This is a genomic window from Diaphorobacter sp., assembly GCF_050251835.1.
Lineage (GTDB): Bacteria > Pseudomonadota > Gammaproteobacteria > Burkholderiales > Burkholderiaceae_C > JBFXIE01.
Genome location: NZ_JBFWLZ010000035.1, coordinates 22,354 through 34,543 on the forward strand (window position 1 = coordinate 22,354; position 12,190 = coordinate 34,543).

The window sequence follows — 12,190 nt, forward strand, 5'->3', positions numbered from 1 at the left end:
CCTCCGCAAGCACTGGGCCGCGTGGGTGGACGCCGGGCGGCGCCGGTATCATTGCGCGCTGTTTCCCGCAGCCTCTCATCGGCACTTTCTGCGGCACTTTCCGTCGCCCTCCGCGCAAACCCACCCCATGTCCGCAGGTCTCAACCTCGCCCAGCTCCAGGCAGTGCATTACACCGAAGGCCCGTGCCTGGTGCTGGCGGGCGCGGGCTCGGGCAAGACGCGGGTGATCACGCACAAGGTCGCGCGGCTGATCGAGACGGGTCTTGCGCCCCGGCGCATTGCCGCCATCACCTTCACCAACAAGGCCGCGGCCGAGATGCGCGAGCGCGCCACCGGGCTGATCGGCCGCGCCGCCAAAGACGTGCTGGTGTGCACCTTCCACGCGCTGGGCGTGCGCATGGTGCGCGAGGACGGGCATGTGCTGGGCCTCAAGCCGTCTTTCAGCATCCTGGACCAGGACGATGTGACCGGCATCCTGAAGGACTGCGCAGGCGGCACCACCGACCTGGCCACCGCGCGCCAGTGGCAGTGGACCATCAGCGCCTGGAAGAACCAGGGCTGGGACGCGCGCAAGGCGCTGGCACTGGCCAAGGACGACCACGAGCGCAGCATCGCCCTGATCATGCAGCGCTACGAGGAGCGCCTGAGCGCCTACCAGAGCGTGGACTTTGATGACCTGATCGGCATGCCCATGCGCCTGCTGCGCCAGCACCCCGAAGTGCGCGAGAAGTGGCAGCGCCTGCTGGGCCATGTGCTGGTGGACGAATACCAGGACACCAACGCCACGCAGTACGAGCTGCTCAAATTTCTGGTGGGCGAGCGCGCCCGCTTCACCGCCGTGGGCGACGACGACCAGAGCATCTACGGCTGGCGCGGCGCCACGCTGGACAACCTGAAAAAACTGCCGCAGGACTTTCCGCAGCTCAAGGTCATCAAGCTGGAGCAGAACTACCGCTCCACCAGCGCCATCCTGCGCGCGGCCAACCACGTCATCGGGCCCAACCCCAAGCTGTTTCCCAAGACGCTGTTCAGCGAACTGGGCGAGGGCGAGCCCGTGCGCGTGGTGGACTGCGACAACGAAGAGCACGAGGCCGAACGCGCCGTGGCCCGCATCCAAAGCCTGCGCGCCGCGGCCAACCCGCCTCCGGCCTGGAAGAGCTTTGCCATCCTGTACCGCGCCAACCACCAGGCCAAGCCGTTCGAGAAAGCCCTGCGCAAGGCCAATATTCCGTACAAAGTGTCAGGCGGCACCAGTTTTTTTGACCGCGCCGAAATCCGCGACCTGTGCGCCTGGTTCCGCCTGTGGATCAACAATGATGACGACCCGGCGTTTTTGCGCGCGGTGACCAGCCCGCGCCGCGGCATAGGCCACACCACGCTGGGCGCCCTGGGCGAATTTGCCACCCAGCACAAGCAAAGCATGTTCGGCGCGCTGTTCAACGCCATGCTACCCGCCGTGATTCCCAAGCGCGGCCTGGAGGGGCTGCTGGAGTTTGGCCGCACCATCAACGACCTGGAGCACCGCGCCCGCCACACCCACGGCCATGAGGCCGCGCGCGCGTTTCTGGCCGACTGGCTGAAAGAAATAGGCTACGAGCAGCATATCTACGACAGCGAAGACAGCGAAAAGGTAGCCGCCGCGCGCTGGAGCAATGTGCTGGAGTTTTGCGACTGGATGGCCCAGCGCGCGGGCGGGCAGATCGACGACAGCGCCGGTGCCACCACCCAGGCCGCCACCAAAAGCCTGCTGGAAGTGGCCCAGACCATCGCGCTGCTGTCCACCATTGCCGACCGCGAGCAAGACCAGGACATGGTGGTGCTGTCCACCCTGCACGCCAGCAAGGGCCTGGAATGGCCGCACGTCATCCTGGCGGGCGTGACCGAGGGCATGCTGCCCTTCAAGCTCGACGATGACGAGGGCCGCCAGCAAAAGGTAACCGACGACATTGCCGCCCGCCTGCAGGAAGAGCGCCGGCTGATGTACGTGGGCATCACCCGCGCCCAGCGCACGCTGGCCGTCAGCTGGACCAAAAAGCGCAAAAAGGGCCGCGAGATGGTGGCCGCCCAGCCCAGCCGCTTCATTGCCGAAATGCAGCTGGACGCCGCCACCAGCCGCGAAGACCCGCGCGAAAAACTGCGCCAGCTGCGCGCCGAATTTGCCGCCAAGGCCCAGGCCGCCGCCAGCACACCGCCCTGAACATCGATGCTTAAAACTACACTTTTGATAGCTGCCAGCGCTTGCTTTATAAGCGCTTGCGCCCAGTTTGGCCCTGATTCGCCAGGCACCGCAGGCGCAGCAATCACCACGCGCCCCGCCTGCCCCACCCCCGCGCAGATGGAGCAGCCCGAGCTGGTCGGCCGCTGGCAGGCCGACATGCCCGGCCAGCGCGGCCCGGTGGTGCTGGACCTGAAGCCTCACCCCGAGTGGGACGGCACCGTGAAGGGCTTCATCCACCGGCCCGGGTTTTCTGCCGTGGTGGTGGGCGACGTGCACCAGGGCCGGGTGACCCTGGAAGAGTCGCGCGACGGCACGCGCGTCAGCGGCAACTGGGACGGCGAAGTGGTGCCCGGCAGCTGCGCCCGCCAGATCCGCGGCGAATGGACCGACGAGGCCGACCGCCCGTTCGCCTTCACGCTGCGCAAGCTGCCATGACGCGCCTGCGCATCGCCAGCCTGCTGGGCGCCGCGCTGCCGCTGGCCTGCCTGGCGCAAGGTGCAGACCGCCCAACCCCCGGCCAGGGCGGCGACAGCGCGGCGGGCTGGCGCCAATGCGCCGCCCTGACGGCCGACCCGCAGGCGCGCCTGACCTGCTTTGACCAATGGGCGCAGGCGCAAGCACGGGCGCAGGCGCAGGCACAGCTCTGGCAGGCGCCCCCGGCCACGGCCAGCGCCCCAGCGGCGGTGGCCGAGAGCCCGACTGGCGCACCGTCCGTTGCAGCGCCCGCCCCGGCAGCGGCGAGCCTTGCGGCCCCAAGCCTTGCCGCTGCGCCGATGGCCACCCCGGCCGCCGGCAACGAGCCGCCCGGCGACGGCTGCCGCGGCAACGGCTACACCACCCTGTCGCGCTTTTGGGAGCTGGAGCCCGGCACCGACTGCGGCGCGCTGCGTTTTCGCGGTTATCGGCCCATGAGCATTTCCGTCACACGGGCCGACAACGTGAACCGCCAGCCCACGTCGGGCAACCCCCTGAACAATGCCACCACCGTCCGCGACTACCGCAACACCGAGATGCGGCTGCAGCTGTCAGTGCGCACCAAGATTGCGCACGACCTGCTCACGCGCGGCGACCCGCATCGGCGCGACTCGCTGTGGTTTGGCTACACCCAGCAGTCGTACTGGCAGGTGTTCAGCCCGTCACTGTCGCGGCCGTTTCGCAACACCGACCATGAGCCAGAGGTGATGTACGTCTTGCCCACCGACATCGCGCTGCCCGGCGGCTGGCGCTGGCGCTATGGCGGCATCGGCCTGGTGCACCAGTCCAACGGACAGAGCCTGCCGCTGTCGCGCAGCTGGAACCGCATCTACCTGATGAGCGGCATGGAGCTGGACGACCGCTGGCGCGTCACCGGCCGCATCTGGAAGCGCCTGCCCGAAGACGCGGCCGACGATGACAACCCCGGCATCAGCAACTACATCGGCCGCGCAGAGCTCGCCGTATCGTGGAGCCCCAGCCCCGACGACACACTGGCGCTGACTGCGCGCCACTCGCTCGGCACCACCGCGCGCGGCTCAGTCCGGCTGGAATGGCTGCGCAGCCTGGGCACCAGCCTGGCGGGCGATCGCACCAATCTGCGCCTGCACACGCAGCTGTTTTCGGGCTATGGCGACAGCCTGATCGACTACAACCGCAAGCGCACCGTGCTCAGCGTAGGGCTGAGTCTGGTGGACTTTTGACACACGCCGTTACCGTTTGGCCCGCTGCGTGACTTGAGGCACCTGCGGCGCCGACACACAATCGCAGGCACCGGCCTGGCTATCGACCGCCGGGTGGCGATAAGGCCCAGACTATCGGCGTGCGCGCCAGTCTGGGGCCGATAAGGCGCCGGTTTCACCCGATGTTCCGGCCTTCGTCGTCATGAATGCCCGCAACAATGCAGCCCGGAGGACGAACACTATGGATCTGCAATACCAGCTCAAAGCCGGAAGCTATTACCTGTACGACATGCGCGAGCAGCCCAGCGCCGTCACGGGCGAGCGCCGCTTCAAGCTCAAGACCGACACCGTGGCCATCGCCTTCGACCAGCACACCGGCCAGATGCACCAGCACGGCAGCCCGGCGCGCATCCAGTCGTGGGCCATGCACCAGCGCCGCCGCCTGCGCGCCGCCGGGGCGCTGGACGAGGCCAATGACATCGTCGTCGTCTCGGGCCCGCTGCCGGTGGAAGAGCTCAACAAATGCCTGTGGATCAGCGGCTACTGCCGGCGCCTGTTCACGCGCCTGGCCAGCCTGCCGCACGGCAAGCTGCAGCGCCAGCCGTATCAATGGAAAAAAGCGGCCTGAGCTCTGGTTTTTCGGGCGCTGACAGCTATTGTTTCAATAGCATATCGTCACGTCGATGCACCAACAAAAACGGGCCTTTCGGCCCGTTTTTTCATGGGTACACCCTGCACCCAGGACGGCTGCAGGCCCCGTCAGGCCGCCTCGTCCTCAATGTCGTCATCGTCGTCATCGGGCAGCTCCTGCGGCTCGGCGTGCTTGACCACGGTGACCGGCACCGGGCATTGCTGCACCAGTGCCTGCGACACCGACCCCAGCAGCGCCCCGCGCAGACCGCCCAGACCACGCGCGCCGATGATGAGCGCGTCGCAGCCACAGCGCTCCACCATGTCCACCAGCGTGGCGGCCACCGGGCCCAGGCCGATCTCGGTCTCAAAGGGCACGCCCGCGGCCTCCACCATGGCCACGGCCGCGGCCATCAGGTGCTGGCCCGCCTCGACGCTGGCGGCAGCCACGGCATCCGCCCCCTGCGTGGCCAGCTCGATCAGCGAGGCCTCTTCCTGCACATGGCCCAGCACCAGCGTGGCCTGCAAACCGCCGCGGCGCACCAGCGCAATGCCGTGGCGCACGGCGTCCAGCGCCAGCTCCGAGCCATCCACCGCGATCAATATTCTGAACATGCTGCTTCCCCTTAAAAACGACATGCGGCCAGTGTAGGCCAGCGACGGGCGCAAAGGAGCCGGGGCGCGGTCTGGGACAATCGCCGCCCTATGCTGCAATTCGACCTGCTCACCACCGACCCGTCCAGCCACGCCCGCCGCGGCTGCCTCACGCTCAATCACGGCGTGGTGCAAACGCCCATCTTCATGCCCGTGGGCACCTACGGCACCGTCAAGGGCGTGATGCCGCGCAGCCTGCACGAGATGGGCGCGCAGATCATCCTGGGCAACACCTTCCATTTGTGGATGCGCCCCGGGCTGGATGTGATGCAGAGCTTTGGTGGCCTGCATGCCTTTGAGCAGTGGGACAAGCCCATCCTTACCGACTCGGGCGGCTTTCAGGTCTGGAGCCTGGGCAGCATGCGCAACATCACCGAAGAAGGCGTGCACTTTGCCAGCCCCGTCAACGGCGACAAGCTGTTCATGTCGCCCGAGGTGAGCATGCAGATCCAGACCACGCTCAACAGCGACATCGTGATGCAGCTCGACGAATGCACGCCCTACGAGACCAACGGCCACAAGACTACCGAGGCCGAGGCGCGCAAGAGCATGGAAATGAGCCTGCGCTGGGCGCGGCGCTCCAAGGACGAATTTGAGCGCCTGGGCAACCCCAATGCGCTGTTCGGCATCGTGCAGGGCGGCATGTTCGAGCACCTGCGCCAGGAGTCGCTGGATGCGCTGGTGGCCATGGACTTCCCCGGCTACGCCGTGGGCGGCGTGAGCGTGGGCGAGCCCAAGGACGAGATGCTGCGCATCATGGCGCACACGCCGCACCGCCTGCCCGTCCACAAGCCGCGCTACCTGATGGGCGTGGGCACGCCCGAAGACCTGGTGGAGGGCGTGGCCCAGGGCGTGGACATGTTCGACTGCGTGATGCCCACGCGCAACGCGCGCAACGGCACCATCTTCACCCGCTACGGCGACCTGAAGATCCGCAACGCCCGCCACAAAAGCGACCACCAGCCGCTCGACACCACCTGCACCTGCCACGCCTGCGCCGGCACCGAGGGCGTGAGCTGGGACGACGGCGGCCGCGGCGGTTTCAGCCGTGCCTACCTGCACCACCTGGACCGTTGCGGCGAGATGCTGGGGCCCATGCTCACCACCATCCACAACCTGCACTACTACCTGAACCTGATGCACGAGGTGCGCGAAGCGCTGGACGCGGGACGGTTTGCGCAGTTTCGGGCGCAGTTCAAGGCCGACCGGGCGCGCGGGGTGTGAAGAGATGTCAACACCTGTGAGCGTACGTCAGAGGGGTTGAAAAAAGCCCCTGCGCGCGGGGCGGCAGGGGCCGGGGCGGGCAACGCGGGCATGGCCCGCGCCGCGCAGGTGGTTGGCCGATCAGGCGTTCTGGCTGCTTTGCAGCGCGGCCACGCGCTCTTCGATGGGCGGGTGCGAGCTGAACAGCTTGCCGATGCCGCCCGCAATGCCCATGGCCTGCATGCTCTGCGGCAGCGCGCCGGGATGCATGCCGCCCAGGCGGTACAGCGCGTTGATCATCGGCTGCTTGCGGCCCATGAGCTGGGCGGCGCCGGCGTCGGCACGGAACTCGCGCTGGCGCGAGAACCAGGCCACGATGATGGCCGCCAGAAAGCCCAGCAGGATGTCGAGCACCACGGTGGTGATCATGTAGCCGATGCCGGGGCCCGAGCTGCTCTCGTCGTTCTTGCGCAAAAAGCTGTCCACCGCGTAGCCGATCACGCGCGACAGGAACACCACGAAGGTGTTCATCACGCCCTGGATCAGCGCCATGGTGACCATGTCGCCATTGGCCACGTGGGCCACCTCGTGGCCGATGACGGCCTCGACCTCTTCGCGCGTCATGCCCTGCAGCAGGCCGGTGGACACCGCCACCAGTGCCGAGTTCTTGAACGCGCCGGTGGCAAACGCATTGGGCTCGCCCTCGTAGATGCCGACCTCGGGCATCTGGATGCCGGCCTTGTCGGAAAAGCGGCGCACCGTCTCCACGATCCAGGCCTCGTCCGCATTGCGCGGCGCGTTGATGATCTGCACGCCCATGCTCATCTTGGCAATGGGCTTGCTCATCAAGAGCGAAATGATGGCGCCGCCAAAGCCCATGACGAAGGCAAAGCCCAGCAGGGCGCCCATGTTCAGGCCGTTGGCCGTCAGGTAGCGGTTGACGCCCAGCAGGTTGGCGACGATGCCCAGCACCACCACGACGGCGATGTTGGTCAGCAAAAAGAGCGCAATGCGTTTCATCGAGGGCTTCTCCAGGGATAGCAGCGGTGGACTGTCCACCAAGGCAACGGAAGTACACAACTGGGGCTGCAGCGCCGCGCTTCAAGCCGGGCGGGCCGCAGCAATGGCGCCCGCCCTGCCCAGCCCGCGCCGCTCAAGCCACGCGGGCGCTGCGGAAAACTTGAGAATCATCATAGAAGCAAAAGTTCTCGTTTTCGGGGCACCAGCCCGGCACACCCAGAACCGGCAGGGGATTGAACGGCTTGGCCGCCAGCCGCTGCGCAGACAAATCCGCAGCCAGCCAGTCATCCACATTTGCTACTGTTTCAATAGCTTCTTGCGCTTGATAGACGTGGGCTGTGATCGATTTTCTTGGTGAAACCAGCTTTTCCAGCAGCGCATGGCCCAGCACCAGCAGCCGCGCCTGCTGCCACAGCGGGCGCAGGTCCACGCACAGCCGGCGCCACTGGCGCGCGGCCAGGGCCTGGTGCAGCGCCGGTGGCGCCAGCAGCAGGGCGCCGTTTTCGTCCAGCACGGTGATCGCATCGCGCAGCGGCCCGCGCACCGCGCCCACGCCATCGGCCGCAATGGCCTGGGCCTGCCACTGGTTGAGGCGGCGCTTGGTGGCCGGGTAGTGCAGCCAGATCAGGCCGTTGAAGAAGTCGTGCAGGTTGTCGCGGGTGGGTACGAGTCGCTGTGCATGGATGAATTGCTCGTAGGCCGTTCCCAGCGACAGTGCCTGCTGGGACGCAAAGCGCACACCGGGCGTCGGGGCGCGGCCCTCGTCCACCAGCGCGTTGAGCGCGTCGGCCACGCTGGCTCCGGCCTGCACCCGCCGGGCAGCGCACTGCCCCAGTGCAGCCAGCGGCGTAAGCCAGGGGCGGCGCCAGTCGATGGTCGCCAGCGCCTGCGCACCGCTCATGCGGCGGCCGGCCCGGCCGCCGACGGCGGTGACGGCCGCGCCGCGCGCTTGTCGCGTACGGCCACGCGGGCGGTGCCCTCGTCGCGGAACTCGAAAGCCTGTGTGGCCGCCAGCAGCTTGGACAGCGAGGCGTAACCGTAGTTGCGTGCGTCGAACGAGGTCTTGTTGCCGATCTGCGTGCCCACGGCGCCCACGCGCGCCCAGCCAGTTTCGTCTGCGGACGCATGCACCGCATAGCGCAGCAGGTTCATGAGGCGCGTGTCCTGGCGCAGCTGGGCCGTGGGCACGCGCAGCGTGGCAGGGCATTGCGGCACGCCGGGGGCCGGGACGTCCTCGGTCCTGGTCGGCGCGGGGCGCGCGGGCTCGGTCCTGGCTTCGGTCGGCGAAGGCAGGGCTGCGGCATCCTCGTCACTAACCAGGGACTCTAGATAGAGGAAGCGCGAGCAGGCATTCACAAAGGGCTTGGGCGTCTGCGCGGCGCCAAAGCCATACACGGCAGAGCCCTTGGCCCGCAGGTGCATGACCAGGGGCGTGAAGTCGGCATCGGACGAGACGATGCCGAATGCGTCAGGCCGCTCGGAGTAGAGCAGCTCCATCGCGTCCACCGTCATGGCCATGTCGGTGGCGTTCTTGCGTTTGGAATAGTCGAACTGCTGGATCGGGCGGATGGCGAACTCCAGCAACCGATCCTGCCAGCCGCCCAGGCCGGACTTGGTCCAGTTGCCATAGGCGCGGCGCACGTTGATCTCGCCCAGCGTGGACAGCTCGGTGAGGATCTCGTCGATCTTGTCGGCCGGCGCGTTGTCCGCGTCGATCAACAGCGCAATGCGCAGCTGGCGTTCCGTCGTGGGCATGAGCGACTGTCCCTTGTTGTCCTACGCCACCAGACGCCAGGCCAGCGCCTCGCCCGCGCGCAGGGGCTTCAGTTCGGCCTCGCCAAAGGCAAAGCTGTCGGGCGGCGTCCAGCTTTCGCGGCGCAGCGTGATGGTGCCCTGGTTGCGCGGCAGGCCGTAGAAGGCCGGGCCGTGGAAGCTGGCAAAGCCCTCCAGCTTGTCCAGCGCGCCAGCGTTGTCGAACGCCTCGGCATACATCTCGATGGCGGCGTGGGCGGTGTAGCAGCCGGCACAGCCGCTGGCGTGCTCTTTCAGGTGCGCGGGGTGCGGGGCGCTGTCGGTGCCCAGAAAGAATTTGCTGCTGCCGCTGGCGGCCGCCTGCACCAGCGCCTGGCGGTGCACCTCGCGCTTGAGCACGGGCAGGCAGTAGTAGTGCGGACGGATGCCGCCGGTAAAGATGGCGTTGCGGTTGTACAGCAGGTGGTGGGCGGTGATGGTGGCGGCGGTGAAACGGTCGGCCTCCTGCACGTATTGCGCGGCGTCTTTCGTGGTGATGTGCTCGAAGACGATCTTCAGCTCGGGGAAGTCGCGGCGCAGCGGGATGAGTTGCTGGTCGATGAACACCGCCTCGCGGTCGAACAGGTCGATGTCGGGGCTGGTCACTTCGCCGTGCACCAGCAGCAACAGGCCCGCCTTTTGCATGGCCTCGAGCGTCTGGTAGGTCTTGCGCAGGTCGGTCACGCCGGCGTCGCTGTTGGTGGTGGCGCCTGCGGGGTAGAGCTTGCAAGCCACCACGCCGGCATCTTTGGCGCGCGCGATCTCTTCGGGCGGGAGGTTGTCGGTGAGGTAGAGCGTCATCAACGGCTCAAACGGCACGCCACCATCGTCACGTTCAGGCACGGCGGCAAGGATGCGCGCCTTGTAATCCAGCGCCTGCTGCGCGGTGGTCACGGGCGGGCGCAGGTTGGGCATGATGATGGCGCGGCCAAACTGCGCGGCCGTGTGCGGCACCACGGTGTGCAGTGGCTCGCCGTCGCGCACGTGCAGGTGCCAGTCGTCGGGGCGGGTGATGGTGAGGCTGTCGGGGCGGTGGGCTGCGGTCATGGGCGGTATTGTCACACCCGTGCGGCGCTTGCGACGGGCGCCAGCGAGGCCATAAGCCAGAACAGCCCATAGCCCAATCAAATCAAGCGCCAGAAGCTATTTATTTAATAGCAATTTCCGGTTATTTTCACTCGGCTACGTGCGCCGACAGGTCGGCATCGCAACCCGTGCCCGCCGCAATCCAGCGCCGCGCCAGGGCAGAGAAAGCACGCACTGCCCACGGGTGGCGCCAGCGCGTCACGCTGGCGGGGGTGGCCACGGCGCCGCACAGGTAGCGCCCTGCCTCGGGCGACCAGCGCAGCGCCGCGCAGGCGCCCCGGCGGCGGCGCGACAGCAGCATGCCCAGCGGGCAGGGCTCGGCCAGGCAGCACAGGCCGCAGCCGTTGCAGGGCGCGCCCAGCGCGGGCTTGGGCGGGGCGCCGGGGTGCAGCCAGACCGTGGCGGTGGGCAAGCTCATGGCGCCTCCCTTACCACCTCAATACAGGCAACAGACCCTTGCCGGTAAATGCACGGACACATCAGGCCCGCAGATTCGGCTGCGGTGGCGTAGCAAGCCCGGGCTAACTCAACGAACAAAATAGACCTCGCAATTCATCCATAAAGACTCATGAACACTCACAAGATGAATCTCAGATAAGCGTCAACAATTTTGAGGCTAGAGCACCGCTATTAGGCAATCTGCACTTGGCCCAAGCCATACGCTCATCGACCTCCAGCATGTCCGGGTACTGCCGCAAAACATCCAAGGCCAGCGACAGAGATTCAATTGGGCAGTTTTGACACACTAGCCGCCAAGCGCCAGCCCCCAACCTATCGGGCTGCTGCAGCAGCTCACGGGCCTTTGCTGCATTCCATGTCCATATCAAATCTGCAGCAGCCCAAGCTAAAGCACTCTCGCTCTTGATAACCTCAGGCAGTTCATCGGCGATGGATGGGCCGTAGCTCATCAAAAACGGCTTTGGGTTTGCAGTCACGGTGTTCCAATGCTCTTTCATCGAGAGCAGTAGAGGCCCTCGCCATTGCTGCGGCAAGGTTTGCGGGCAGGAGGCGAAATAACAACGGCCAGCGTCATCCAACTGATCCAGCGCCCAGTCTGGGGGCAACTTCTCCAGCAGCCAGCGGCGCACAGGGCGCTGGTATTTAAAGCCCCATTTGTCTGGAAGCAGCCTTTCCCACTCCGCGTAGGAGGGCCACACACGTTTCGCTGCATCTTCCGCGGCGAAGCACTGAAATTTTGCGACCAAGGTTTGATCGATCCAGCGCTGGTGCTCACCCAGTTCGCTCGACCACATCCCTTGCCACCAAGCAACATCAGCAGACCACCCGCCTGCCGCAGCTTTTCTTAAATGGGCCATTTGCAGCAAGCGCGGCACATCAGGCAACGGGTGGTCTAAATCCTTGACCCATTCATCGGCAACATGGAAGAAGCGCTGCCAATGCATCGGTAACTGCTCCGCCCCCTTCTCAGGCCATAGGGATTCCAGCCACTCGGGAACCTGAATATCTGCTATTTCTCCCCAGCCAGGGAAAAGCCAGTGCGCCTCAGCCAGAATCTGAGGCGCGGGCAACAAGCTCCAGGCCCAACACACGCTGATCCACTCCAGTTGCAGGTCAGGCATATCAACAGGTCGGGCCCAAGGAGCAGGTAAAGCCCAAGCCACGTCTGCCATATTCAATCGATGAATCACACTGGACGCGAGTGGTAAGAATGCGTCGATCTTGGTGATTTCATTTCCCCGTGCAATACGGCGACCCACGGCGCAGAACAGTGTTTCGGAGGCTCCGATGAAATCGGCACTCTGGTGCTCCATTTCCATGGTGCGGCGGCTCAGTTTCGTCAAAGCTGTTAAGGCTACGCTGAACAAGCCGTCGAAAATTTCCGCGCAAACCTGGATGACGCAGTTTTTTGGACTTTTATGCCTCTCGCGCGGCCCATTTGGGCAGTTCGCGGGGCGCTGAGGCCCGATTTCCG

General features: G+C 66.2%; 12 protein-coding genes. 5 read left to right on the forward strand and 7 right to left on the reverse strand.

Features of this window, described 5'->3' with window-relative positions; genetic code table 11:
• Positions 1–127: 127 nt before the first annotated feature.
• From AB7E35_RS11760 to AB7E35_RS11775, 4 genes are all read left to right on the forward strand, one after another.
• Entirely contained in the window at positions 128–2,197 is a 2,070-nt protein-coding gene (locus tag AB7E35_RS11760) for an ATP-dependent helicase (protein ID WP_428164033.1), read from the forward strand.
• Between the two features lie 6 nt (positions 2,198–2,203).
• On the forward strand, positions 2,204–2,653 hold the full coding sequence (locus tag AB7E35_RS11765) for a hypothetical protein (RefSeq protein ID WP_428164032.1): 450 nt from the start codon (positions 2,204–2,206) through the stop codon (positions 2,651–2,653).
• Positions 2,599–3,894, forward strand: a complete 1,296-nt coding sequence (locus AB7E35_RS11770; RefSeq protein ID WP_428164031.1) for a phospholipase A — start codon at positions 2,599–2,601, stop codon at positions 3,892–3,894. Before AB7E35_RS11765 ends, AB7E35_RS11770 begins: the two co-directional genes overlap by 55 nt.
• A 220-nt stretch (positions 3,895–4,114) precedes the next feature.
• Positions 4,115–4,501, forward strand: coding sequence for a hypothetical protein (locus AB7E35_RS11775; protein ID WP_428164030.1), 387 nt, complete (start codon positions 4,115–4,117; stop codon positions 4,499–4,501).
• A 131-nt stretch (positions 4,502–4,632) separates the two neighbouring features.
• On the opposite strand, the gene AB7E35_RS11780 is transcribed toward AB7E35_RS11775, so the two are convergent.
• Complete coding sequence (locus AB7E35_RS11780; RefSeq protein WP_428164029.1) at positions 4,633–5,118, reverse strand: universal stress protein; 486 nt, start codon at positions 5,116–5,118, stop codon at positions 4,633–4,635.
• Between the two features lie 90 nt (positions 5,119–5,208).
• On the opposite strand from AB7E35_RS11780, the gene tgt reads away from it, so the two are divergent.
• Positions 5,209–6,381, forward strand: a complete 1,173-nt coding sequence (gene tgt / locus AB7E35_RS11785) for a tRNA guanosine(34) transglycosylase Tgt (protein ID WP_428164028.1) — start codon at positions 5,209–5,211, stop codon at positions 6,379–6,381.
• A 120-nt stretch (positions 6,382–6,501) separates the two neighbouring features.
• Here tgt and htpX read toward each other — a convergent pair whose 3' ends face one another.
• From htpX to AB7E35_RS11815, 6 genes are all read right to left on the reverse strand, one after another.
• Entirely contained in the window at positions 6,502–7,380 is an 879-nt protein-coding gene (gene htpX / locus AB7E35_RS11790) for a protease HtpX (RefSeq protein WP_428164004.1), read from the reverse strand.
• 133 nt (positions 7,381–7,513) lie between these two features.
• Positions 7,514–8,281 (reverse strand): DUF3025 domain-containing protein, encoded by a 768-nt coding sequence (locus AB7E35_RS11795; RefSeq protein ID WP_428167608.1) that lies wholly within the window; start codon positions 8,279–8,281, stop codon positions 7,514–7,516.
• Positions 8,278–9,135, reverse strand: a complete 858-nt coding sequence (locus AB7E35_RS11800; protein WP_428167609.1) for an NYN domain-containing protein — start codon at positions 9,133–9,135, stop codon at positions 8,278–8,280. The genes AB7E35_RS11795 and AB7E35_RS11800 overlap by 4 nt, the downstream gene beginning before the upstream one ends.
• Positions 9,136–9,156: 21 nt before the next feature.
• On the reverse strand, positions 9,157–10,218 hold the full coding sequence (gene pyrC / locus AB7E35_RS11805; protein WP_428164007.1) for a dihydroorotase: 1,062 nt from the start codon (positions 10,216–10,218) through the stop codon (positions 9,157–9,159).
• 127 nt (positions 10,219–10,345) lie between these two features.
• Positions 10,346–10,675 carry a hypothetical protein gene (locus tag AB7E35_RS11810; protein WP_428167610.1) on the reverse strand — a complete coding sequence of 110 codons (330 nt, stop codon included), beginning with the start codon at positions 10,673–10,675 and terminating at the stop codon, positions 10,346–10,348.
• Between the two features lie 172 nt (positions 10,676–10,847).
• Positions 10,848–12,190 (reverse strand): hypothetical protein (locus AB7E35_RS11815; RefSeq protein ID WP_428167611.1); only part of this gene is annotated, 1,343 nt, incomplete at its 5' end.